Annotated in this window: 23 protein-coding genes; 11 read left to right on the forward strand and 12 right to left on the reverse strand. The window is 37.0% G+C overall.

Going from position 1 to position 25,737, the window contains the following annotated elements; translation table 11 throughout:
* Positions 1 to 80: 80 nt before the first annotated feature.
* From PMI_RS13865 to PMI_RS13885, 5 genes are all read left to right on the forward strand, one after another.
* Positions 81 to 2,012 carry an ABC transporter ATP-binding protein gene (locus PMI_RS13865; RefSeq protein WP_012368513.1) on the forward strand — a complete coding sequence of 644 codons (1,932 nt, stop codon included), beginning with the start codon at positions 81 to 83 and terminating at the stop codon, positions 2,010 to 2,012.
* Positions 2,013 to 2,338: 326 nt separating this feature from the next.
* Positions 2,339 to 4,030: a methyl-accepting chemotaxis protein gene (locus PMI_RS13870; RefSeq protein ID WP_012368514.1), complete on the forward strand. Its 1,692-nt coding sequence runs from the start codon at positions 2,339 to 2,341 to the stop codon at positions 4,028 to 4,030.
* Positions 4,031 to 4,485: 455 nt separating this feature from the next.
* Complete coding sequence (locus tag PMI_RS13875; RefSeq protein ID WP_012368515.1) at positions 4,486 to 6,213, forward strand: methyl-accepting chemotaxis protein; 1,728 nt, start codon at positions 4,486 to 4,488, stop codon at positions 6,211 to 6,213.
* Positions 6,214 to 6,442: 229 nt separating this feature from the next.
* A complete protein-coding gene (locus tag PMI_RS13880; protein ID WP_012368516.1) occupies positions 6,443 to 7,159 on the forward strand; it encodes a hypothetical protein in 717 nt (238 codons plus the stop codon).
* 7 nt (positions 7,160 to 7,166) lie between these two features.
* Positions 7,167 to 7,604 carry a hypothetical protein gene (locus PMI_RS13885; RefSeq protein ID WP_004249112.1) on the forward strand — a complete coding sequence of 146 codons (438 nt, stop codon included), beginning with the start codon at positions 7,167 to 7,169 and terminating at the stop codon, positions 7,602 to 7,604.
* Here PMI_RS13885 and PMI_RS13890 read toward each other — a convergent pair.
* The 4 genes from PMI_RS13890 to PMI_RS13905 form a co-directional block, all read right to left on the reverse strand.
* Positions 7,601 to 8,080 carry an Hcp family type VI secretion system effector gene (locus PMI_RS13890; RefSeq protein WP_004249111.1) on the reverse strand — a complete coding sequence of 160 codons (480 nt, stop codon included), beginning with the start codon at positions 8,078 to 8,080 and terminating at the stop codon, positions 7,601 to 7,603. The genes PMI_RS13885 and PMI_RS13890 overlap by 4 nt on opposite strands.
* 234 nt (positions 8,081 to 8,314) lie before the next feature.
* On the reverse strand, positions 8,315 to 9,859 hold the full coding sequence (locus PMI_RS13895; RefSeq protein WP_012368517.1) for a methyl-accepting chemotaxis protein: 1,545 nt from the start codon (positions 9,857 to 9,859) through the stop codon (positions 8,315 to 8,317).
* Between the two features lie 148 nt (positions 9,860 to 10,007).
* Positions 10,008 to 10,868, reverse strand: coding sequence for an SIS domain-containing protein (locus PMI_RS13900; RefSeq protein WP_004246879.1), 861 nt, complete (start codon positions 10,866 to 10,868; stop codon positions 10,008 to 10,010).
* A 712-nt stretch (positions 10,869 to 11,580) separates the two neighbouring features.
* Positions 11,581 to 12,186, reverse strand: coding sequence for a LysE family translocator (locus PMI_RS13905; RefSeq protein WP_012368518.1), 606 nt, complete (start codon positions 12,184 to 12,186; stop codon positions 11,581 to 11,583).
* 99 nt (positions 12,187 to 12,285) lie between these two features.
* Between PMI_RS13905 and PMI_RS13910 the strand changes: the two genes are divergently transcribed.
* The 3 genes from PMI_RS13910 (at position 12,286) to PMI_RS13920 (ending at position 14,427) form a co-directional block, all read left to right on the forward strand.
* Positions 12,286 to 13,266 (forward strand): hydrolase, encoded by a 981-nt coding sequence (locus PMI_RS13910; protein ID WP_004246877.1) that lies wholly within the window; start codon positions 12,286 to 12,288, stop codon positions 13,264 to 13,266.
* Complete coding sequence (locus PMI_RS13915; RefSeq protein WP_004246876.1) at positions 13,263 to 13,484, forward strand: YheU family protein; 222 nt, start codon at positions 13,263 to 13,265, stop codon at positions 13,482 to 13,484. Before PMI_RS13910 ends, PMI_RS13915 begins: the two co-directional genes overlap by 4 nt.
* A gap of 73 nt (positions 13,485 to 13,557) precedes the next feature.
* Positions 13,558 to 14,427 carry a phosphoribulokinase gene (locus tag PMI_RS13920; protein ID WP_004246875.1) on the forward strand — a complete coding sequence of 290 codons (870 nt, stop codon included), beginning with the start codon at positions 13,558 to 13,560 and terminating at the stop codon, positions 14,425 to 14,427.
* Between the two features lie 88 nt (positions 14,428 to 14,515).
* On the opposite strand, the gene PMI_RS13925 is transcribed toward PMI_RS13920, so the two are convergent.
* Positions 14,516 to 14,923: an OsmC family protein gene (locus PMI_RS13925; RefSeq protein WP_004246873.1), complete on the reverse strand. Its 408-nt coding sequence runs from the start codon at positions 14,921 to 14,923 to the stop codon at positions 14,516 to 14,518.
* Positions 14,924 to 15,235: 312 nt separating this feature from the next.
* On the opposite strand from PMI_RS13925, the gene crp reads away from it, so the two are divergent.
* Complete coding sequence (crp, locus tag PMI_RS13930; RefSeq protein ID WP_004246872.1) at positions 15,236 to 15,868, forward strand: cAMP-activated global transcriptional regulator CRP; 633 nt, start codon at positions 15,236 to 15,238, stop codon at positions 15,866 to 15,868.
* An 87-nt stretch (positions 15,869 to 15,955) separates the two neighbouring features.
* On the opposite strand, the gene PMI_RS13935 is transcribed toward crp, so the two are convergent.
* The 3 genes from PMI_RS13935 to ppiA all read right to left on the reverse strand — a co-directional run bounded on the left by PMI_RS13935 (position 15,956) and on the right by ppiA (position 18,811).
* A complete protein-coding gene (locus PMI_RS13935; protein WP_004246871.1) occupies positions 15,956 to 17,173 on the reverse strand; it encodes an aspartate aminotransferase family protein in 1,218 nt (405 codons plus the stop codon).
* Between the two features lie 117 nt (positions 17,174 to 17,290).
* Complete coding sequence (locus PMI_RS13940) at positions 17,291 to 17,866, reverse strand: aminodeoxychorismate synthase component II (protein ID WP_004246870.1); 576 nt, start codon at positions 17,864 to 17,866, stop codon at positions 17,291 to 17,293.
* A gap of 372 nt (positions 17,867 to 18,238) precedes the next feature.
* Positions 18,239 to 18,811: a peptidylprolyl isomerase A gene (ppiA, locus tag PMI_RS13945; RefSeq protein WP_004246869.1), complete on the reverse strand. Its 573-nt coding sequence runs from the start codon at positions 18,809 to 18,811 to the stop codon at positions 18,239 to 18,241.
* 274 nt (positions 18,812 to 19,085) lie between these two features.
* Here ppiA and yihA point away from each other — a divergent pair, with 274 nt between their 5' ends.
* Positions 19,086 to 19,709: a ribosome biogenesis GTP-binding protein YihA/YsxC gene (gene yihA / locus PMI_RS13950; protein WP_004249106.1), complete on the forward strand. Its 624-nt coding sequence runs from the start codon at positions 19,086 to 19,088 to the stop codon at positions 19,707 to 19,709.
* Between the two features lie 124 nt (positions 19,710 to 19,833).
* Here the strand turns inward: yihA and spfP are convergent, their stop codons facing one another.
* Positions 19,834 to 19,881, reverse strand: a complete 48-nt coding sequence (spfP, locus tag PMI_RS19835) for a small protein SpfP (protein ID WP_438361642.1) — start codon at positions 19,879 to 19,881, stop codon at positions 19,834 to 19,836.
* A gap of 286 nt (positions 19,882 to 20,167) precedes the next feature.
* On the opposite strand from spfP, the gene def reads away from it, so the two are divergent.
* The gene (gene def / locus PMI_RS13955; RefSeq protein ID WP_004246867.1) at positions 20,168 to 20,686 is read left to right on the forward strand and encodes a peptide deformylase; all 519 of its coding nucleotides are present in this window, start codon (positions 20,168 to 20,170) and stop codon (positions 20,684 to 20,686) included.
* Positions 20,687 to 20,907: 221 nt separating this feature from the next.
* Here def and polA read toward each other — a convergent pair whose 3' ends face one another.
* The 3 genes from polA to dsbA all read right to left on the reverse strand — a co-directional run bounded on the left by polA (position 20,908) and on the right by dsbA (position 25,731).
* Positions 20,908 to 23,706 (reverse strand): DNA polymerase I, encoded by a 2,799-nt coding sequence (gene polA, locus PMI_RS13960; RefSeq protein ID WP_012368519.1) that lies wholly within the window; start codon positions 23,704 to 23,706, stop codon positions 20,908 to 20,910.
* A 322-nt stretch (positions 23,707 to 24,028) separates the two neighbouring features.
* Positions 24,029 to 24,427: a SemiSWEET family transporter gene (locus tag PMI_RS13965; protein ID WP_004246864.1), complete on the reverse strand. Its 399-nt coding sequence runs from the start codon at positions 24,425 to 24,427 to the stop codon at positions 24,029 to 24,031.
* Between the two features lie 680 nt (positions 24,428 to 25,107).
* Positions 25,108 to 25,731, reverse strand: a complete 624-nt coding sequence (dsbA, locus tag PMI_RS13970; protein ID WP_004246863.1) for a thiol:disulfide interchange protein DsbA — start codon at positions 25,729 to 25,731, stop codon at positions 25,108 to 25,110.
* Between the last annotated feature and the right edge of the window lie 6 nt (positions 25,732 to 25,737).

Consider the following 25,737-nt stretch of genomic DNA (forward strand, 5'->3'; position numbering starts at 1 on the left):
TACCATGCACGCATTGTGACCAACTGTTACGAACAACTTACTCTATATATTAATTTACATACTCTTAATAGACGACATTTATGATTGTTTTTTCTTCTTTGCAAATTCGCCGCGGTGTCAGGGTATTACTTGATAATGCCAGCGCAACGATTAATCCAGGACAAAAGATTGGTCTTGTGGGTAAAAATGGCTGTGGCAAAACCACACTGCTCTCTTTATTAAAAGGGGATCTACAAGCTGAAGCGGGTAATGTGACATTTCCTAGCACTTGGTCAATGGCATGGGTAAATCAAGAGACACCCGCTTTAGACGTTCCTGCCATTGATTATGTTATTGATGGTGATAGAGAATACCGCGAATTGGAGCGTCGTCTACAACAGGCGAACGACAATAACGATGGTCATGCTATTGCCCTGATCCACGGCCAACTCGATGCTATTAATGCGTGGACTATCCAATCACGTGCAGCCACATTACTTAATGGCTTGGGATTCAGCCAACAACAACTCACTGAGCCAGTAAAATCATTTTCTGGTGGTTGGCGAATGCGCTTAAACTTAGCACAGGCACTAATTTGTCGTTCTGATCTATTACTACTTGATGAACCGACTAACCACTTAGATTTAGATGCGGTAATTTGGCTAGAAAAATGGCTAAAAAGTTATAATGGTACGTTGATTTTAATTTCCCACGACCGAGATTTTCTTGATCCGATTGTGGATAAAATCTTACATATTGAACAAGAGAAAATATTTGAATATTCAGGTAACTACTCTTCGTTTGAAATGCAACGTGCAACAAAATTGGCACAACAACAAGCACTCTTTGAAAATCAGCAAGCAAAAATTGCCCATTTACAAAGTTTTATTGACCGCTTTAAGGCGAAAGCAACTAAAGCCAAACAGGCACAAAGCCGTGTCAAAATGCTTGAACGTATGGAGCGAGTGGCGCCTGCGCACTCAGATAACCCGTTCCAGTTTAGTTTTCGCCAACCAGAAAGCTTACCAAATCCGCTTCTGTCTATGGAAAAAGTCAGTGCCGGTTACGGTGATAAGATTATCCTTAATAACATCAAACTTAACTTAATTCCCGGCTCACGAATTGGGCTCTTAGGCCGTAATGGTGCAGGTAAATCTACATTAATTAAGCTGTTAGCTGGAGAATTAGCTCCACTACAAGGAAAGGTTGCCCTTTCCAAAGGGATCAAATTAGGTTATTTCGCCCAGCATCAGCTGGAATATTTACGTGCCGATGAATCTGCATTACAACATTTAACTCGTTTAGCGCCACAAGAGACTGAGCAAAAATTACGTGATTATCTAGGAGGGTTTGGTTTCCATGGTGATAAAGTCACCGATGCATGTGGCCAATTTTCTGGTGGTGAAAAAGCACGTTTAGTTTTATCGCTACTGGTTTGGCAACGCCCAAATTTACTACTAATGGATGAACCAACCAACCACCTTGATTTAGATATGCGACAAGCATTAACACAAGCGCTAATTAGCTTTGAAGGTGCGATTGTTGTGGTATCCCATGACAGGCATTTATTACGCTCAACCACAGACGATTTATATCTCGTCCATGACGGTCAAGTAGAGCCATTTGAAGGCGATCTTGATGATTATCAGCAGTGGTTAGTTGATCAAAATCGCCAAGAGACTCAAGCTAATAAAACGCAACCCGATCAAGAAACAACAAACGTCTCTAACTTAACGGCTCAAGATAAAAAAGAGCAAAAGCGTAAAGAGGCGGAGTTTAGACAACAAACTCAACCTTTGCGCAAAAAGCTAACCACATTAGAAAGTAAAATGGATAAGCTTAGCCAAGAGCTGACCGCCATCGAAACTGAGCTTTCTGATAGTCAAATTTATGAAGCGAAGAACAAGGCGACGCTTACCGATTGCTTAAGCCGTCAAAGTATTGCCAAATCGGCTTTAGAAGAAGTTGAGATGGCGTGGATGGAATTACAAGAAAAACTAGAAGAGATGACCAACGCTTTTGAGTCTCAATAACTATTTTTCATTAATGCCTAAAAAGGAACTATTAAAATAATATAGTTCCTTTTCATTAAAATACATTTAAAAAATTTATATAACTCATTTAACTTAACGCCTTTATTTCCTGTCACATTAGCACGTTTTACACAAAATTATATCCTCACCTTGTACGCAATTATCCAATTTAAATAGTTATCTATCATTTATTTACCCATTATTTGTATTAAGTAAGGGAAATACTCATTTTCTAGCTAAAGTTTTTAATCTACCAGCCGAATTAATCATTCTGCTAAGTGGAGCTCCCACTGGCGAAGAAAAAGGCCAAGCTAATAGGTAGGGTTATGTTAAAACGAATTAAAATCTCTCAAGGTTTAATGTGTGTCCTGACTCTGTTTTGTATTATTCAGGTAATATCTGGAGTACAAAGCATTCACGATGCCTACCAAACTCAAAACAAATTAAAACAAATCTCATACAGTTTCGACCAGTTACGCACTATGGATAACACCTACGCGGCGTTAAATACTTTACGTACTGATATTATTGCGCAGGCGTTTAGTTATATTGCTAATCCACAGGTGGAAGATGCCAATATTACTACATTCATGCAAACAATGGATGCACGTAAGGCAGAGGTGGATACGTTGATGAATGAATATGTCGAACTATCTGCACAAACTGGATTTGATCAGCAACGCATGGCAGAGATCAAACAACTTTATCAAAAAAGTCGTTATGACTTAGATCTTCTTGTGCAATATTTAAATGAACGTAATACCAATGCAATTCGTTTGATCTTAAAAAGTCCAGCCAACGATAACTTCACTAATTCATTATATGAAGCAACAGATTTCATTACTGATGACGTTGTTAATCCGTCAGTGATTGAAGCAGAAGATAACTATCACGAGATGCTATGGATAGCCTCCCTATTCATGGGCATATTCCTGATATTTACGACATTAGTGCTCTTTTGGATCCGTAAACATATTATTGTACGCATTAACCAAATGATTGAATATCAAGAGGCGATTGCTAGTGGAGATTTAATTAGTCGCATTGACCATGATATTACAGGCCGCAATGAAATAGACCAACTTATGTTGGGTTTACAACAAATGCGAGCGCGCTTAAAAGAAATGGTTAGCGCTATCCGTAACAGTAGTACAACGATTTATAGTGGTGTTCAAGAAATTGCCGCAGGTAATAACGATTTATCAAGTCGTACCGAAGAACAAGCCAGTGCTTTAGAAGAAACGGCTTCCAGTATGGAACAGCTTACCGCAACAGTCAGAAATAATACCGAAAGCGCACGTGAAGTCACTCAGTTAGTCATGAGCACAGCAGATATTGCCGTTCAAGGTGGTGAGCATAGCAATAAGATGGTGATGACCATGACAGACATTGCCGATCGTTCGCAAAAAATTGGTGAGATCACCGCAGTGATTGATGATATCGCTTTTCAAACCAATATATTAGCACTCAATGCCGCAGTAGAAGCAGCCAGAGCCGGTGAGCAAGGACGCGGTTTTTCTGTGGTAGCCAGTGAGGTACGTAATTTGGCGCAACGTAGTGCGGAGGCGGCAAAAGAGATAAAAGAACTCATTGAATCAACTATTTTACGAGTAAAACAGGGTAATGATCTTGTCGAACAAGTCAGCTTATCTATGGGAGAGATCGTCACATCAGTTAACCATGTATCAGGCTCGATGAAAGAGATTTTAGCAGCATCAGAAGAGCAAACTCGTGGCATTGCTCAGATTAGCCTTGCAGTTAATGAAATGGATAAAGCGACACAACAAAATGCCGCGATGGTGGAACAATCTACAGCGGCTTCAGCAACACTAAGTGAACAAGCCTCAATGTTAGATATGATTGTAAATACCTTCAAGGTAGAACAAGTCGCGGTTACATCACCACGATCACCAACATTCTCGGCTAAGCCAGCTGAACCGGAAATAACAAAAACAGCAACAACATCCACAATAAAATCCCATCATCATGAAGCCGATGACAATTGGGAAAGTTTTTAAGCTAAATAACCTACAATAATATTAACCTGCGACAACGTTTAAATAACACGTTACATCTGTATTAAAGACCTCTACCGTTAATACCTTCAATCAAATAAGATTGGAGGTATTTCTTAAAATCAATTATAAATTTTCCCATTCTATATAGGTTATAAAAGTCAGACAGCACTTTGATTGCTGATATTTTTCTTTCTCATCAATCATTAGAAACTTTTAATTACTAATAATTCGCCTTGCTAATAAATCATTTTTTTCCTCTAGCACCTTACACCAATCATTAGAAAATTTTAGTTATTAGCGGTTAATTAAAGCGAAAAAAAGCAAAATAAGTCGTTTTCAGTCACAAAATAGATAAAAAAAGTAAAGTTTTCAATTATTAAGCCGAATAAATTTAACTGATGTATGTTTGTCGTTCCTTGCTCTTTATCCTACAAATTAATGAAATAGGTAAGGCTATGCTTAAACGAATAAAAATATCTAGTGGCTTAATGTTTATTTTGATCTTGTTTTGTGCCATTCAGTTGTTTTCTGGTGCTACAGGCATTCGTGATGCTTATTTAACTAATAAGCGAATTTCACAGTTAGCCGATGGTTTTGAACAGATAAAAACCATGGATTATGGTTATGCCGCATTAAATAAATTACGTGAAGATATGCTTAATGTAATGTTTGATGCTCATCTCACCCCAGATCTTGCTGAAAGCAAAATTACAGATTTCCTCTCCTCTTACCCTCAACGAAAAAAAGAAGTCTCTAGCATTATTACCCAATATTTTACCTCCGCTGAAAATGCCGATTTTGATCGCGAAAAAGTGGCGAAAATGAAAAAACTATTTCAGCGTGTCATTTACGATCTTGACCAGCTCGTTTCATGTTTAGAAATACGAGATTATTACGGTTTCCAATCTCTTTATGCTCACAATACGAATGAGCGGTTCACACAATCACTTTATGAGGCAACGGATCATCTTAGTGATAATGTCGTCAACCACGCTATAGAAGCCGCACAGGGTAATTATCAACGCGCGTTGATCTTCGCGTTTATTTTTATGTCGGTATTTATCTTATTTACGGTGTTTGTCATGTTGTGGATACGCCACCATATCGTGTTACGTATTAAACAAGTCATTGATTATATGTCAGATATCTCACAAGGGAATTTACTTGAAAATAGCACCATAAAAGCCAAAGGTAATAATGAGATAGACCAACTTATTAATGGAATACAGTATATGCGGTCTGAATTATCACTGATAGTCAATGCTATTCGCGGAACAAGTCATCATATTTATAATGGTGTACAAGAGCTCAGTGCTGGTAATAACGATCTATCTAGTCGTACTCAAGAGCAAGCGAGTGCTTTAGAAGAAACCGCTTCTAGTATGGAGCAACTAACCGCCACAGTAAAAAATAATACTGAAAGTGCTCGTGAAGTATCACACCTTATCAATCAAACCTCTAATATTGCCAGTAAAGGGGGGGATGTTACCCATAGAATGGTAAAAACCATGAACGATATTGCACAAAGCTCTCAAAAGATTGGCGAGATCACAACGGTTATCAACAGCATTGCTTTTCAAACCAATATATTATCACTCAATGCTGCGGTAGAAGCGGCCAGAGCAGGAGAGCAAGGACGTGGTTTTTCTGTTGTTGCCACAGAAGTAAGAGAATTGGCGCAACGCAGTGCAGAGGCGGCAAAAGAGATCAAAGAGCTTATTGATGCGTCGATTAACCGCGTCAAACAAGGTAATCAACTGGTTGAACAAGTCAGTACTTCAATGGATGAGATCCTCACATCAGTTAAACATGTTGAAAGCTCAATGACTGAGATCCTATCTGCATCAGAAGAACAAACGCGAGGCATTTCTCAAGTCTCCTTAGCCGTCACTGAAATGGATAAAGCGACACAACAAAATGCCGCAATGGTGGAGCAATCTTCTGCTGTAGCGAGTTTACTAACCGAAGAGGCGGGTGATCTTGAGCAAATTGTTGAGCAATTTAAAACAGCGGAAAGTCTATTTTCGAAGAAGAGTACATTAACAAAACCCGTTGAGAAATCAGCCAATATTGGGTTATCGCCCATAAAAGAAAATCAACAAGACTCAAGAATAAAAGAGCCAAAAAACCATAACCAATCGACATTCAAAGAAGATGAAGATGATGATTGGACAAGTTTTTAACAAGTGCTAATCTATTTATATGTATATCAACACCTCATAAAAATGAGGTGTTGATATACTATTATAAACTGTGAAATTGGGCTTTAATACTATGTGTGATTTAGCGATTAAAATAATACTGCAATATTTTTATAGTATTTAACAGAGAAGTTTAAGTAGTAAATTCGCTCATTTCGCATCATGATTCTTATCTGAGTCTAAATTGTTAATTAAGCATAAGGATATTTGCATGGATGATGATATAAATATTAGACCTTTTGATTATAATGATATTGGTAGAGTCTATGACTTTAAATCACCATTAGTTGAAGGAGAGTATTTTGCTCTAGAATTAACTGACACTATACCATCAGGGTCAGTACCTGTCGTCGATGAAGATTCCGGAATGTGCATAGGCTATCTATATGGCATATCTGGAGTTTATGATGTTTATGATGCAACTGGTGAATATTTAGGTAAATATGAACTACCTTTAGTATCACCATTAATTGATCCTTTAGATATAATTTTACTTGGGGGATGGTTTGTTAAAAATGGAGCGAAGCTCACTACTTTACTTAAAGGAGGTGGTACATCTTTAGTCAAAGCAGGAACTATTAAATTAACAGATCATTTAATTTCACTTTTACGTGGACGACTAAAAATAGGATTATCACCTAGAACTTTAAAATTCACACCTAAAGCCGCATCTCACATGGCTGAAGCAGAAAGATATGTTCCAATAACAATTATTGAAAAAGCAATAAGATATGGTCAGAGAGGGATAGACACTAAAGGTAGATCTGCTTTAATACTTAAAAGATATATTATCAAAATAAAAAAGTATCGTTACTCATCAAAAATAAAAAATCTTAATGGTAAAAATATAAATGAAGTAAAAGAATATACTTTAGAAGTTGTTGTTGATGAAAAAACATGGACCGTTACTCATTTTATGTATAAATAGAGGTAATATGTTTAGTATAAACAATGAAATAAATAATATAAAGTTTTCTATTATTGATATACACGATTTCTCTATTGATAGTGAACAATACTCTGAATATGATAAATCATTTACTTTTAATATAGAATTAACCCTTAAAAACGGTTTTTTTAATGTTTTTAATTGTGAATTTTATTATTTTGAATTAAGTGATTTTGTCGATAATATTTTAGATATTATAAACAACGTTAGTCATAAATGTTTATTCACAGATGAGAGAAACATAATTAACATTTCCTTTAAAAAAATAAAAAACTCTAGCGACATTTCAGTTCACTATAAGTTATTTGAATACTTCGATAGTGACTGCTATATAACTGGAATATTTATTATTTCTAAAGAAAAACTATATGACATTATAAATGATATAAAACCTTATCTATTAGAGAAGAAAGCATCTACTTAGTAGATACTTTCTTCTCTAATACTATATCCTGATGTGGATGCCGCTAAATGCCTCCATGTGATATCTCTATAATCTAACAATATGATTTCTTCCGGTTGTCTGTCATTATGAGATATTGAATTAGGATAATCATAAGTTATATTTTTTATGGTGGCCTGTTGTAATGATATACTGTAGTACTTTTCTTGAGCGCCATTTTGACTAGTTCTAAAAAATTCTAGTTTGCAATCTATTAACTCATTATTAGATATGGCGACACCTAGCAGTGGCGATGATTTATCGATGGGTTTTACTATTTCGAATGGATGATGATGAGAGTTTTGGGCTCGAGATATCGAATGTCTAATAGCTAATACAAGTATTTCATCCTCATGACCTTTTTGGTATTTATTTCCAATTGAATCATATGTTGAACACCCTTTAGATATTAATCCTTGTTGTTCCCCAGTTAGGGTCATGTATATAATGTTAGCCATGTGATTTTCCTATTTTATATTTTCAATATTTTATATATAACTTAAGTCAGGACAAAAAACAATCAAAAATCCAAATATAGTAAAATCTCAAATGAAAGAAATAAGAGACACTATTTTTTCCATAATTAATTATTTAATACAATTTAATCAAATAATTACACCTCATAAAAATGAGGTGTTTTATATTATCTGTAAGATCTCTACCTATTTTCTCTCTTCTACTTTTCTTATTATTTAGTGAAATACATGAATGGCTTTTACTAAATAATTCGTTTGTTCTTTCATTTCTCCGGAAATTGATGACGCTTTAGAGACATAATCTGCATTTTCATGTGTTATTGATTCTAACTGCTCTACAGCTCGACCGAGCTCTTTTAATCCTGCACTTTGTTCTGATGATGCAAGGCTGATTTCACCAATAAGACTCGTGACATTTTTTACATGAACCACAATATTTTCCATTGTTTCCACCGTCTCATTTACTTGCTTTGAGCCAATCTTAATATTGTTACTTGATGTATTAATCAATGCTTTGATCTCTTTTGCCGCCTCTGCACTGCGTTGCGCTAAATTACGCACCTCACTGGCTACCACAGAGAAACCGCGTCCTTGCTCTCCTGCTCTGGCGGCTTCCACCGAAGCGTTTAATGCCAATATGTTGGTTTGAAATGCAATACTGTCAATGACACCAATAATATTACTGATACGCTCAGAACTTTTCGCAATATCGTCCATCGTATGCACAATAGTATCCATTGCTGTTCCGCCTTGTATTGCTGCCTTGCAAGTCATATTAGATAAATTATTAGCCTGCCCTGCCGTTTCACTATTATTACTCACCGCTGTGGTTAATTGATTCATGGTTGACGCAGTAGTCTCAACATGACTTGCAGTTTGTTCAGTCCTCGTATAGAGATCACGATTCCCCGCTGCTAATTGATCACAAGAAAAAGCAACTTGATGGATTTGATGACTGACATCGTTCACAAGCCAACGAAACATCCGCCCTAATTGGTTTACAGAACGTTGAGTCATACCAATTTCATCAATACGATCAAGATAATCAACGTTGTGTTCATCACCTGTAGCCACCCGATTAGCATGTTTATTAAGGATCATAATCGGCTTCACTACTTGAAAATAAAAAATTCGCTCATTGGCTATCAATAGTGAAAGTAAGATAGCGGTATGAATGAATAAACCCCAACCATTTAAACCAGCAAACCAAACACTTAATAATATAAAAGGAAATGGTAATAAGAGAAGTAAGCGTACACGCTGCTTTAGTGAGAGTGTTTGTTTCCATGAGCGCCAACTTTTCCAGCCCTTATAAATGAATACCCCCTTAGAAAAAGTGTGAGAGGGATATTTACCTTGGTTAAAAGCGGCATACAGTGCTGCGGCTTGTTCTACTTCTTCTTTTTTTGCCGCCGTCCTCACTGACATAAAACTTTGAATTTTACCTTGACGAATAATAGGGGTGACATTAGCCCTTACCCAATAATGATCGCCATTTTTGCGCCTATTTTTAACTATTCCCGTCCAAACCTCCCCCTGTTTTAATGTTTTCCACATGTCTCTAAATACATCAGCAGGAATATCTGGATGTCTGACAATATTATGGGGTTGCCCCATTAACTCTTGTGCTGAAAAACCACTGACTTCAACAAAATCCTCATTAGCATAAATAATATTGCCATTAACATCGGTTGTTGACATCAGTGTTGCGTTTTCAGCTACCGGATATTCTCGCTGTGTCACCGGTTGATTGTTACGCATTAGTTACTCTCCTCGTCATTGAAATGAGATATCTCAATAAAAAAACACGTGCTAAATAACTAACGTTTCGGCTACAAAGAGAATAACTTTAGAAATAAGTATAAATATTAACTTTTAAATATTAAAAATTTGAATCAGTTCAAATAAATTAATCATCCAGACTATTAATTAGTGCTTGAGAGCTTAATACTAAAGCCTTCGCATTTTCATCACGCTTCTTTAATAATGCCATAAAGATAAGATCGGTAATGGTGTTTTGTGCAGTGCGAGAAGAAATAGCAGCACTACGCCACTCACCTTCATCAGCAATAGTTTCTAATATATAATCGGCCATCAGACCTAGTGGTGAATGTTTTTCTCCTGTGATCGCTATAATTTTAGCACCTTGTTTTTTAGCCACAGATGCAGCGACCAGCATATCTTTTCTTTTGCCACTGTAAGAGATCACAATTTGTAAATCCCGAGGGCTTAACATCTGAGCAACAGAAATTTGTACATGGTGATCAGTTTCAATTAAAGTCGTAATACCTATTTTCTGTAATTTATAACTTAAATCTCTGGCAACTAAACCTGATCCACCAATACCTATAATTTGTACCCGAGAGGCGTCATCAATCTGTTGGATCACTTGTTCAAACTGGTGATAATTAATTTGACGTGTGGTATCCCGAATTGAATTATTTTTTTCTTGTGCTAATTTCTGCGCAATAACAACCAGGCTATCCTCTGAGTCTATTTGGTTATGTAATATGCTGGAGTTTTTTTCTGAATTAGCATTTTTTCGGCCTAAATCTTCACTGATAGCCAGCTTTAAAGAAGGAAATCCTTTAAATCCTATCTTTTGACTAAATTTCACTATTGCTGATTGGCTGACTCCCATAATTTCGGCTAATTGCTGTGATGATAAAGTCACGATTTTTTCAGGGTGTTCTAAAATATAATCCGCTATTTTACGTTGATTTGTCGCCATCCCTGGTTTTATCCACGCTATCTTCGTTAATGTAGGCATAATGACATAATCCACTTAAATTATACTATTTTTATAATGATTTAATTATTAACAAATTTAATTGTATTAAATAATTAATTATTGATGGTAAAGTGAATAAAAAACATCATCTACTCAATAGAAAATGTTAATAATATTAACAATACCTTTATAATAATTCTGTTTATGATTTTATCTAAAATTTTACGTATAAGCACATCTATTTTTAAACGAATTATAAATAATGCTTAAATTTTTTTTAGTTTTTTGAAATAATTTATTCCTTAATATCACTGCAGATAAAATTCCATTAAATATCAATATATAGCATAATAAAAATTTTTTATCCCATTGATAAATAATCATAAAATTAATGTTAATAAAAATAAACAACCAATAAACACTCAACAACTATGGTCAATCAAACGGAATAAATAATTCCTTGTCACAGCTACGATTAAAATTAAAGATAAAATAATCAAGAAATACACAAAACAACACTTTAATCATACTTAATATTATTAATAGATAATCATCAACAACGGTAATAAATAATTATGTGTAATGTGTGATTAAATAACATATTTGGGTATAATAATAATCGTAGAAAATGACTCAACATAGCTAAATTAGCTAATTAAACGCAATACAACAAAACAAGAGACTAACTAAACTAAAAAAAATATTATTTACAACAATAAAAAGAAATTAAATCATTTATTTTAGCCTATATTTATTCAATCCAAATCAATGGAATACACATGGCGGTTAATATCCCCATTATAATATTAAATGAGAACCATGCTCGTCTGCTTTGTAAAAAACGACTGATAAATGTTCCACCTAAAATCCATACCATACCAGCGATAAAATTAACCAACAACATCACAACACTAATCACACCAATCGATCCCAAATAACCATCACCGGCTAAACTAAAACTTCCTACGGCGCCTAGCCCCATCATCCAAGCTTTTGGATTTAAAAATTGCAATAATCCACCTTGAAACGCCGTCACTGTTTGGGGCACTTTACTTGAAATATCTAATCGTTGATAAGAAGCGGTTGCTGTTTTCCAAGCTAACCAACAAAGATAAATGCTACCAATAATCTTTAAACCGATATGCAATGCGGGATAAATAATCAATAATGTCGCAATACCAAACGCAGAGCTAAGTAATACACATTGCATTCCGACGATAATGCCTGCCATCAACGTTAAAGAGCGTTTTAAACCAACATGAGCCCCCGAAGAGGTTAATAGTAAATTATTAGGTCCGGGCGTAATAGCTGCAATAAAAAGGAAAACGCTCAACGAAACAACTAGGCTATTTGTCATAGTGAAATGCTCAAAGATGTGACAGATGTTTTATTTTCACCGAAAATAGCAGTATGTTATTTAGCAAACAAGCATTAATTCATTTTAATAAACGGAACTATGTCTCAATATTTTGATCCAATACCTTGGGCTAAGAATCCCCATTTACAGACACTTTTGCCTCGAATAGTGCGAAGAACGCCACTATTAACGCCTTATTGGCAACGGCTTAATTTGCCTGATAATGATTTTGTCGACTTAGCATGGAGTGAAGAACCCAAAACAGCGCAACATAAGCCCCGTTTAGTTATCTTTCATGGTTTGGAAGGTAACTTTAATAGCCCTTATGTTCACGGCATGCTAGCCGCGGCGAAAGCGCGAGGATGGCTAGGTGTTGTCATGCATTTTCGAGGCTGCAGTGGCGAACCCAATCGGCAAAAACGCATTTATCATTCTGGTGAAACAGAAGATGCCCGCTATTTTCTGAATTGGTTAAAAGAGCAATTTGGCGAACAACCAACCGCAGCGGTAGGTTACTCTTTAGGAGGCAATATGCTGGCCTATTATCTTGCCGAAAGTGGTGAAAATGCGGTATTAGATGCCGCTGTTATTGTGTCCGCACCTTTGATGTTAGAACCTTGCTCAACCAAAATAGAGCGAGGATTTTCGCGCTTCTATCAATGGTATTTACTGAAAGGGTTAAAACGCAATGCAACTCGCAAATTGATCCGCTATCCCCAATCGTTACCTATTAGTCTATTAACCATTAAATCCATTAAAAAGTTACGTCAATTTGATGATCTGATCACGGCAAAAATTCACGGTTTCAAAGACGCCCTTGATTATTATCGTCAATGTAGCGCTCTCCCTTTACTCAATCAGATCAAAAAAAATACACTTATCATTCACGCCAAAGATGATCCCTTTATGTCTACAGAAGTGATACCTGATATCACAACATTACCCAAAAATATTGAATACCAATTAACAGAATTTGGTGGGCATGTAGGTTTTGTTAGTGGAAAACTCTCTAAGCCTGTAATGTGGCTTGAAAAACGTATCCCCGACTGGCTATCAACCTATTTGGAGAAAGTAAAATGATCATCCCTTGGCAAGAACTATCAACCGAAACGCTAGATAACTTGATTGAAAGTTTCGTTTTACGAGAAGGGACTGATTATGGTATGCAAGAGAAAACGCTTGAACAGAAAGTTGCCGACGTAAAAAAACAACTCGTCTCGGGTGAGGCCGTGTTAGTGTGGTCTGAGCTTCATGAAAGCGTCAACATTATGCCAGCTGCACAGTTTCGCCCTGATTGATCTTACCTAAGTTGGCACTATCACATCACATTTAACAATAAGGTATAGCCCTTATTTTGAAAAGGAACATGATATGTCAATCAAACACCCTATTATTGCTGTTACTGGTTCAAGTGGTGCAGGTACTACTACAACCAGCCAAGCTTTTCGTAAAATATTTCAGCAACTCAACGCCCATGCAGCCTCTATTGAAGGGGATAGTTTTCACCGTTATACACGCCCTGAAATGGATATGGCCATTAGAAAAGCGAAAGAGCAAGGACGGCATATCAGCTATTTTGGCCCTGAAGCCAATGACTTTAATTTATTAAGTTCAACCCTAAGTCACTATAGCCAAACAGGGCAAGGGCAATTTCGCAAATATCTTCATTCTTATGATGAAGCAACCCCTTATAACCAATTACCCGGGACATTTACACCTTGGGAAGCATTGCCAGAAAAAACAGATATTTTATTTTATGAGGGATTGCATGGTGGAGTCGTTACCGATCAACATAATGTCGCTCAACACGTTGACCTATTAGTCGGTGTTGTGCCTATTGTTAACCTTGAATGGATACAAAAATTAATTAGAGACACCACAGAGCGCGGGCACTCTCAAGAAGCGGTGAGAGATTCTGTGGTACGTTCGATGGATGATTATATCAGTTACATCATTCCACAGTTTTCTCGCACTCATATCAATTTCCAACGCGTTCCTACGGTGGATACCTCTAATCCCTTCTCAGCTAAAGCTATTCCAACACTGGATGAAAGTTTTATTGTTATTCGCTTTCGTGGCTTAACGGATATCGATTTCCCCTATCTATTGGCAATGTTGCATGGTTCATTTATGTCGACTATCAATACTATTGTTGTTCCAGGAGGGAAATTAGGCTTAGCGATGGAATTAATCATGGCACCACTGGTGAAGAAATTATTGAATGGTGAAAAAATTAGCTAAAATAGATATGTTATTTGTGACGAAAATAATATCCCCGTATTTTAGGGATATTATTTTATATATTAAAATTTATTTTAAAATATCAAATTTATTCAGGATCTTTAATTTCAAAAGAGTGCGTAATATTGGCCGCTTTTCCTAACATTAAAGAAACAGAGCAATATTTTTCTGCTGATAATTGTACAGCTCGCTCAACAATTTTATCTGTCAACGCTTTACCGGAAACAATGAAATGTAAATTAATATCAGTAAATAAACGAGGTGCCTCTTCACGACGTTTTGATGTTAATTTCACTTCACAATCAGTGACTTGGTGGCGACCTTTACGTAAGATACTCACCACATCAATAGCACTACAACCACCCGCAGCAATTAATACCATTTCCATCGGACTAGGCGCTTTATCACCTGAATTACCATCCATCATAACTTGATGGCCGGAAGATGATTCGCCAACAAAAGATAAATCTTCAACCCATTTAACACGTGCTTCCATTTTATTTTTCCCCTAAATACAACTGAGACTAAAAGAGTACATTCTCATAATTCAACTAGCAATTAGCAAATAGGTTTATTATGCTGACTGCGTAAAACGAGACTTAATGCGTTAACTGTGTTAAAAACAATATCTGCTTGATGATAGTGGTTAAGATCAATGCATTATTTTCTCATTTATTATAATCTATTCCTTATTAACTTTCCGAATTCTCAGGAAGTTAATCGGTAAAGATAGGATTTTAAGCACGCTGTATCAAAAGGGTGTCAATCCGTTTTGAAAGGCTGCATTAACGTACAGAGGATAACGCGAATGGTTCTCGGCAAGCCGCAAACAGACCCGACTCTTGAATGGTTTTTGTCACACTGCCATATTCACAAATATCCATCCAAGAGCACGCTGATCCACCAAGGTGAAAAAGCGGAAACACTTTATTATATTGTTAAAGGTTCCGTGGCTGTTCTTATTAAAGATGAAGAAGGAAAAGAGATGATCCTTTCCTACCTAAACCAAGGTGACTTCATCGGTGAACTTGGATTATTTGAAGAAGATCAAGAACGTAGTGCATGGGTTAGAGCAAAAACAGCCTGTGAAGTAGCAGAAATTTCCTATAAAAAATTCCGCCAATTAATTCAGGTCAATCCTGACATTCTGATGCGCCTTTCCGCTCAAATGGCGAATAGATTACAAACCACATCAGAAAAAGTAGGTAACCTTGCTTTCCTTGATGTAACAGGTCGTATTGCACAAACTTTATTAAATTTAGCTAAACAACCTGATGCAATGACGCATCCTGATGGCATGCAAATTAAAATTACACGTCAGGAAATCGGTCAAATTGTAGGTTGTTCACGTGAAACTGTAGGCCGTATTTTAAAAATGCTGGAAGATCAAAACCTCATTTCAGCACACGGTAAAACTATCGTTGTTTACGGTACTCGTTAAGTTGCATTGAAAACAGCCCATTTAACTGATGGACAGTGATTATTTTGTATGAAGCCCCATCGCAATGATGGGGTTTTACATTTGAATTCACTCTGCTTTTACAAACTCATCAAGCGCTTTTCGTAACGCATTCATGCCCTCTTGTAACTCTTCGAGGGTAATAATCAGCGATGGTGTAAAGCGTATTACATCAGCCCCGGCATTTAATATCATTAAGCCATGCTTAGAGGCCAGTGCAAGTAACTCTTTTGCTTTACCTGCATACAGTGGTGCTAACTGCGCGCCAATTAATAAGCCTTGTCCACGAATTTGAGAAAACACAGCATAAGTTTGGTTTATCGCCTGCAATTCATCCACTATCCAACGATGACGCTCACTGACACCTTCTAATACCGCCTGAGTGTTGATTAAATCAAAAGCAGCATTGCCTACTGCACAGGCTAATGGGTTCCCCCCATAAGTCGTACCATGTGTTCCTACCCCCATTACCGAAGCGATATCCTCGGTGGTTAACATCGCACTGAGAGGAAAACCACTACCTAATGCTTTGGCACTGGTAATAATATCGGGCTGTATATCATAGTGCATATAAGCAAATAGTTTGCCGGTTCGCCCCATACCCGTTTGTACTTCATCAAGAATTAATAGCGCTTGATGCTTATCACATAGTGTACGTAAGCCATGCATAAACTCCGCTGTCGCCGGTGTCACTCCGCCCTCACCTTGGATAGGCTCCAGTATTACGGCACAAGTATGAGAGTCAATCACGGCTTTTACAGCATCAAGAGAGTTAAAAGGGACATGTATAATATCCGCAGGTTTAGGACCAAAACCATCCGCATATTTAGGTTGTCCCCCAACAGAGACTGTAAAAAATGTTCTACCATGAAAGGCGTGGTGGAAGGCAATTATCTTCGTTTTATAAGGATTATGACGGGTAATAGCGTAATGTCGTGCTAATTTAAGTGCGGCTTCATTCGCTTCTGCCCCAGAATTGGCAAAAAAGACACGTTCAGCAAAAGTATGTTGGATTAATTTCTGAGCTAAACATAATGCCGGCTCATTAGTAAACACATTACTTACATGCCAAAGCTTCTCACTTTGCTCTTGCAGTGCTTTATTCAATAGTGGATGCGCATGCCCAAGCGCTAGAACAGCAATACCACCAGCAAAATCAATATAGGATTTTCCCTGTTGATCCCAAACACGGCTACCTTGCCCTTTAACAGGAATAAAATCTGCTGGTGAATAAATTGGCAACATTACCTGATCGTAAGTTGCCCTATTAATACGTTGATTTATCATTACCCCACCTGACCGACATTTAGCTATACAATGAAAATATAATCACTAAATATGAATAAAAAATCAAATAAGGTTTGATATAAAAGTGGATAATGACGCTAAATTTTCATTATCCAATTAATATTTAAGAAAATTATTTAATAACTCATGCCCTTGTTCACTCAGAATACTTTCAGGATGAAATTGCACACCTTCAATGGGTAAAGTACGATGACGTATCCCCATAATTTCATCAACATTCCCGTCATGTTGGCTCCATGCTGTAACCTCAAAAGGGACAGGCAAGGTTGTCGCATCAATCACTAAAGAGTGATAACGGGTAACGCTTAAAGGTCGATTAAGCCCTTTAAACACCCCTTGCTGATTATGGTGTATTAATGAATTTTTGCCATGCATCACTTCACGGGCTCTGATAACGGATGCACCAAAAGCTTGCCCAATCGCCTGATGACCAAGGCAAACACCTAAAATAGGTATTTCCCCGGCAAATCGCTGTATCGCCTCAAGAGAGATCCCTGCTTCATCTGGCGTGCAAGGTCCCGGAGAGATAACAAGATGTGATGGCATCATCTTTTCTATCTCTTTAAGCCCAATCTCATCATTACGTTTAACAACAACCTCCGCCCCCAGTTCACAAAAATACTGGTAAAGGTTGTAGGTAAACGAGTCGTAATTATCAATAAGTAACAGCATATTAGCTTATCCGACTGATTTTATTATCATTATCTGTTTTAATGCTATTTTGAAACCGTTATATCCCTGACAAAATAGCTCGTTATTCAACCGACCTGGATACAACGAAGCCGATTATCATAGCACAGGTGTAAAATATAAATAGTAAGTAAGAAAAGCTGTTGATTTATTGCGCAATAACAATAATGACGGTGATTATTCATCAATTAAGAGATAAATAAAGCAAACAAGCGCGGTACTAGAAGATCATATGTCAAAAACAAAGATCAGAAATAATTTTTTTGATCGACAATATCCAGAATGTGAGAACGCATTCTGGATATCTGTTCATTGACTGGCTTAGGCTAGAGAAGTGTCTAACCTAATCACCCATTATTCTTTAACCACCTCAGCGGATAAAATCGTCACGGTTTTAACGGGTACATTTTGGTAAGGACCAATATTGCGGGTTTGCACTTGTGAAATTTTATCGACAACATCCATGCCTTTCACTACTTTACCAAACACCGCATAACCAAAATCACGTTGACCGTGATCTAAAAAGGCATTATCAGCAACATTAATAAAGAATTGGCTTGTGGCACTGTCTTTATCTGATGTACGAGCCATTGCAATGGTGCCTTTTAAGTTACGTAAGCCATTATCAGCCTCATTCTTAATCGGCTCTCGTGTCTGCTTTTGTTGCAAATCTGCCGTAAATCCCCCACCTTGGATCATAAATCCGGGGATCACTCGATGAAAAGTGGTCCCGTTATAGTAACCATCTTCGACATACTGAATAAAATTTTTCGTTGTGATAGGGGCTTTTTTATTATCCAGTGACAGTTCAATATTGCCTTCAGATGTGACTAATTTAACAAAGGTCTCTCCCGTTGCAGCCATTGCAAGGCTTGTGGTTGTCAAGGTGCAAGCGGTAACGAGAGTGACAAAAAAACGTTTTAACATGCAGGGATCCTTTACTTTAATAGTCTACAACTTACTTAATATGCAGCGATTTTAATTCGCTGGGGCAAATAGTGCCAATCATTTACCTTTATTTACGCACAATAAACGCATTTACATCATAACAGGGTAAATTTTCATGTTTAATTACTGTTATAAGTCGCTAAATTACGCCAAAATAGAGGGAATAGTTAATTAATCGATTTTCGATTCTCTATGCAAAACTCATCTTAGTATGCATGAGGAAGCGCATTATTTCAGAGAGGCTTATACCATAATGACCCAATTTAATTACCAAAAAGCACATTTCATTATCAGTGCACCTGATATCCGCCATTTACCACCAGATACAGGAATTGAAATTGCCTTTGCGGGTCGTTCTAATGCGGGTAAATCCAGTGCGTTAAATGCACTAACGCAACAAAATGGATTGGCAAGAACCAGTAAAACACCCGGTCGTACTCAACTTATCAATCTGTTTCAAATTGAGGAAGGACGACGTTTAGTCGATTTACCTGGCTACGGATATGCTCAAGTCCCCGAAGAGATGAAACGCAAATGGCAACGCTCTTTAGGTGAATACCTGCAAAAAAGAGAGTGCTTAAAAGGAGTTGTTATTTTAATGGATATCCGTCATCCATTAAAAGATCTCGATATGCAGATGATTGATTGGGCGGTGGATTCAGAGCTTCCGACTCTCGTCTTGCTCACTAAAGCGGATAAATTAGCATCAGGGGCACGTAAAAAGCAGTTAATGGCGGTACAAAATGCACTGTCAGAAAAATCAGGTGATATACGTGTTGAATGTTTTTCTTCTTTGAAAAAAATAGGCATTGATAAATTACGTAATACGTTAAATGAGTGGTTTACTGATACTAACGAACCAGAGACAGAAGCTTAACTCACTATCCGCTTTATTAGGGGAAAATATGGCTTCCCCTTCCATTCTTAGCATTAATCACTCGTGCAAATTTTAGATAAAAAAATGCCCCAGTCGAAATAAAGTCGACTGGGGCAGCTAATATTCAGCTAAATCCGATTACGTGAAGTAAAAGGTCTGAAAGATAGAACATCTTACCTCTGTACCCTACAAGAGATAATGTACTCTATTTTTTTGGCTAATAAAAGCCCTTTTGTAATTTTTTTTCACATGCAAACACGATTCAGCTTGATGTTTATGTATTCAAACGCTCAATAAATGTAGTTTAATTACATATTTATGAGATCTAAATCACCTGTAAAAAGTGCTTAAAAATAAAACAAATCACACAAAATGTGCGGTTTATACAAACTAATTTTGTGATAGGCTTATCGCGAGACCGTAATAAATTTGTAAATTAGCGATAAAATGAGGTATTCATGGCTGTATTAACGCTACTGCATTTTCCTGATGAGCGACTACGCAAAGTTGCTACACCTGTGGAAAAAGTAGATGACGAAATACGCACATTAATCGATGACATGATTGAAACCATGTACGCAGAAAGAGGAATTGGCTTAGCGGCTCCTCAGGTTAATGTCTCTAAACGTATTGTCGTTATTGATGTTTCTGAAAATAGAGATCAACCCATTGCTCTTATTAACCCAGAAATTATCAGTACTGAAGATGAAATAATGGATATGATGGATGGTTGTCTTTCTATCCCAGACTCTTTTGCTCCCACACAACGCTTTCGCTACTTAAAAGTCAAAGCACTAGATAGAAATGGTGATGAAATCGAGCTAGAAGCAGCCGATCTCTTTGCTGGCTGTATTCAACATGAGCTAGATCACCTCAATGGTAAACTATTTATAGACCATTTATCGCCGTTAAAACGTCAACGTATCGAGAAAAAACAGAAAAAATTAAGCAAACTCAACAGCACCCAAGTTGCTTAATGGAATGTATTTAACTTTTGATATTGTTAATACTAATGACTTTTATAGTGTAAGCTCAGTCAAACAACTGGGCTTTTTATTTTTTATCCCCCCACACTTCCTATTGCCCCTTCCCTAGCTTTAAATATAGCAAAGCGGGAAAACCTTATGGCTATCCCGCTTAAATTCATCAGTTAAAAAACCATTCTGATATCTATTATAAACAAAGTGTTATCTCGTCATTAATGGGCTTCATCCCAGTTATTACCGACTCCGACTTCGACTTTCAGTGGAATAGCAAGCTCCATGCTACTTTCCATGAGCTTATGGATCATCGCATTTGCTTTTTCTAAATATGACTCTCGTACCTCAAACACTAATTCATCGTGTACCTGCATAATCATATGTACATCATCAGGGCATTCATGACAGATCCAATTATCCACCGCAATCATTGCTTTTTTAATGATATCGGCTGCCGTTCCCTGCATAGGTGCGTTAATCGCTTCACGCTCTGATGCTTTACGTCGGATCGCATTTTTAGAGTTAATCTCTGGCAGATATAAACGGCGTCCATCTAACGTTTCCACATAGCCTTGCTGTGACGCTTGTTTACGGGTACGCTCCATATAATCTAATACCCCTGGATAACGTTCAAAATAGAGATCCATATATCGCTGTGCTTCTTTTCGTTCAACACCAATCTGCTGTGATAAACCAAATGCGCTCATACCATAAATAAGACCAAAGTTGATCGCTTTCGCACTACGACGTTGTTCAGAGGTGACTTCGTCTAAAGGTATACCAAACACTTCAGATGCAGTAGCTCGGTGAATATCTTTCCCTTGAGCAAAAGCATCAAGCAAACCTTTATCTTGCGATAAATGCGCCATAATACGTAATTCGATTTGAGAATAGTCGGCAGCAACTATTTTAAAACCATCACGGGCAATAAACGCTTGGCGAATACGACGCCCCTCTTCATTTCTTACTGGAATATTTTGCAGATTAGGATCACGAGAAGATAAACGTCCTGTCGCAGTCACCGCCTGATGATATGAAGTATGCACCCGCTTAGTTTTACTATTGACCATCAACGGCAATTTATCCGTATAAGTCGATTTTAATTTTGCCAATCCACGATGTTCTAAAATTAAACGAGGTAACTCATGACTATGCGCTAACGCTTCTAACACTTCTTCATTTGTTGAAGGGGCACCTTTTGGCGTTTTCTTGATAATAGGAAGATTGAGTTTTTCAAATAAAATCTCTTGTAATTGCTTAGGTGAAGAGAGATTAAATTCTTGCCCTGCTAACGCGAATGTCTCTTTTTCAATCTCAGCTAAACGTTGAGTGATTTCTTGGGATTGCATGGCAAGCACTTGTGCGTCAATCAATACGCCCTTACGCTCCATGCGTGAAAGCACAGGGACTAATGGCATCTCAATATCGTGATAAACGTGTTTTAGCGGTGCAATCGCCTCTATTTGAGGATAAAGCGCTTGATGCAGTAACAAGGTAATATCAGCATCTTCCGCTGCATATAAGGTCGCTTGTTCAACCTCAATCTGATTAAAGGTAAGTTGCCCCTTACCTTTACCAGCAATCTCTTCAAATGTCGTCGTTTTATGATTTAAATGCTTTTCCGCTAAGGTATCCATATCATGGCGGCTACTCACACTATTTAAGACATAAGACTCCAACATGGTATCAAAATAAATACCGTTTAATTCGATGCCTTCATTTTCCATAATGCCGCGGTCGAATTTCAGGTTTTGCCCAATTTTTAAGATGGTTTTATCTTCTAAAATCGGTTTTAAAGCAGTTAGTACCTCATCAACAGGTAATTGCTCTGGTGCATCTAGATAATCATGACGCAATGGAATATAAGCGGCCTTGCCAGGCTCTACCGCAAATGACAGACCGATTAAACGTGCATCAATATTATTCAAGCTATCTGTTTCAGTATCAAAAGCAAAGGCGGGCGCTTTTTTCAGTACCTCAACCCAGCGCATTAAGCTTTCATGAGTCAATATAGACTCATAGTTCTCTTGAGAGATAACTGGGAAATTGTCTGCAGCTGGCTGCTCTTTGGGTGTTGCGACTTCTGCACTATAGGGGACTGGCGCTTTACGGCTACTGCGTTGAGCTAACCAACCACCATTTTGTAAGTCACTTATCCAGCGTTTAAATTCATAACGCGTAAACATTTCAAGTAACTTATCTAAATTAGGTTCATTAACCACTAAGTCATCAAAGGTTTTATCAAGCGCTACATCTGTTTTAATTGTCGCTAATTGATAAGAAAGTTTGGCAACTTTCTCATGTTCAACCATTTTAGCGCCAAGTGTTTTCGCACCTCGGAAACTCAATGTGGCTATTTTATCAAGCTGTTGATAAATATCCTCTAAGCTACCAAGTCCTTGCAATAGCCCTAATGCTGTTTTTTCACCTACGCCCGGAACACCGGGAATATTATCTGATGAGTCACCCATCAGGGCGAGAAAGTCGATAATCAACTCCGGTGGCACCCCATATTTTTCTTTAACTTCATCGGGGCCTAAAATAACATTCGTCATCGTGTTGATAAGTGTGATATTGGGCGTAACTAGCTGTGCCATATCTTTATCACCGGTACTGATTAACACATTACGACCATCACTGGCTGCTTTTAATGCCAATGTGCCAATCACATCATCAGCTTCAACGCCAGTAATAGAAAGTAACGGTAAGCCCATCGCTTGAACCATTTCATGCAAAGGCTCAATCTGCTCACGCAGATCATCTGGCATTGGTGGGCGATTAGATTTATATTCCTCATACAACTCATCACGGAATGTTTTGCCTTTAGCATCAAACACAACCGCCACATGACTAGGCTTATACTGAATTATTAGGCTGCGTAGCATGTTTAACACACCATACATCGCCCCTGTGGGTTCACCTTTGCTATTAGTTAGCGGAGGAAAAGCATGATAGGCACGATAAAGGTATGAAGAGCCATCTACAAGGATAAAGGGGTTTTCTGCTATCTGGACCATAATCTGTTCATCATTGTTCTGAGGTTCATTGATATGACTAGAATGCCACATTGCAACGCAATAGACGAATATTACCTGAGATTATTGACAAACTTCTTATCACGATAGACAGATATAATTATCGGTTAGTCACCGACAATCATTGATTCGAATAAATCAAGCAGATCAATTTTATCTTAATAAAAAGACGATAAATATTATTCGTTTTATACAAAATAATGACTAAAAATAATATAGAAACACCTCAATAATATATGATTATTTATATTCTCTATATTATTTTTAATAAAATACGGTAATAAAATGCGGTATAGTTAATTAATTAAATAATTGCAGTAAGGCAAGCAATAGTACCGAATAGAATACCGGGAGCATTAGCAATCGCAACGGGATATTCTTTACTTTTCACGCCATAATAAGTCCATAATAAACAGTTTATGGCTGCAACAAAAGGCTGGAATGGGCTAGTTTTAATGCCATTAAGATTGTCCATTATTTGTGGAATATAAGAGACATACATACCACAGGCAGTGACTGTTGCTATCCAACTGACTAATGTGACAATATTAATTTCATTTAGCGTGGCGAGTTTCTGTTTAATTTTCCTCATTAATTTATTTATTGGGTTATTCGCTAATCTAATTCCACGATAAGGAACAAGGCTTGTTGAGGTAGATTCATCGAGTAAAGTAAGATTTTCAGGATCTGTTTCGTTTTGCATCACGCCTCCTACTGTTATTTATCCAATATATAAGAATGAATTTTTTATGTTGGATAATAAATATAACTATTACCAGTTCTAGCATAAGTAAAAGAATATTGTCAAATAAGCAAAATGGGAGAATAAAGCAGTTAAATTAAATGCTAAATAATCATTATTAACATAAAGTCTACATTTTTCATTATTCTAAGAGGTTAGCTATTTAACATTTCCAAACACTAAGCAATTACACTTAGCAGCGGAAAATAATAAACTAAAATATAACAAGTTATTGCTTCTTTACCTAAAAAAATTAGCGCAACACAACCATAAACAAGGAACCAAAAGAGTCAGTTCGTTAATATTGATTTACAGTAATATTACAGACTATTTCCCTGACATTACATTGTTTGTGTTATTCATGAATATCCTGTGGATAACTCTGTGAGTATTTTTGTAACCCTATCTATATTAAGTGATTAAGTCTATTTTCACTTTATTAACATAATTAAAAAATCAATGACTTACGATGCATTACTAATTATATTGAATTAATTAGATATACATCAATTAATGTGGATAGTTATATTATGAAGGAAATATGAAGAATAAAAAAATGGCACTCACAAACAGTGGGTGCCATTTTTATCTAACATTGGTAGCTATTTCTACTTATCTATCAATTAGCAATAACTTATCAATTATTTTTTCATCAGTAATTGATTGACGACATCAGAATAAGCTTTTGCATACTCTTCTGGTGATTTAGCACTAATGCCATCATTTTTCATTTTATATTTACCATCAATAACCATTGCCGGTACACCATTAATTTGGAAATCAGTTACCGCATTTTGTTGTTGGCTTACCAATGAGTTAACCACAAAACTATTAATTGCTGCATCATAATCTTCCGCTTTTACCCCTGCATTAATAAAGGTAGTGCGAATATCATCAACAGAGCGAATAGATTGTGTTTCTTGTATTCCTTTAAATAAGGCTGGAGAGACTTGGTCTTCAACACCTAATGCAATAGCAACCGCCCATGCACGGGTCATCTCTTTACCTAACGGCCCTAAGAAGTCAACGTGGTAACGAGCCATTTTGGTGTTTTCTGGTACATTTTTTTCAACTGTGCTATTGACCTTATACACTTCAGAAAACTGATAGCAATGAGGACAATAAAAAGAGAAAAATTCAACCACTTGTGGAGCACCTGCAACAGGCTTAGAAAGATTTGTATACTGCTTACCTTCAGAAATATCGGCAGCTGAAACACCAAATGCTAACACCATACTTGCTAACGCCAGCCAAATTTTTTTCATTTCGTA

It is taken from the genome of Proteus mirabilis HI4320, assembly GCF_000069965.1.
GTDB lineage: Bacteria > Pseudomonadota > Gammaproteobacteria > Enterobacterales > Enterobacteriaceae > Proteus > Proteus mirabilis.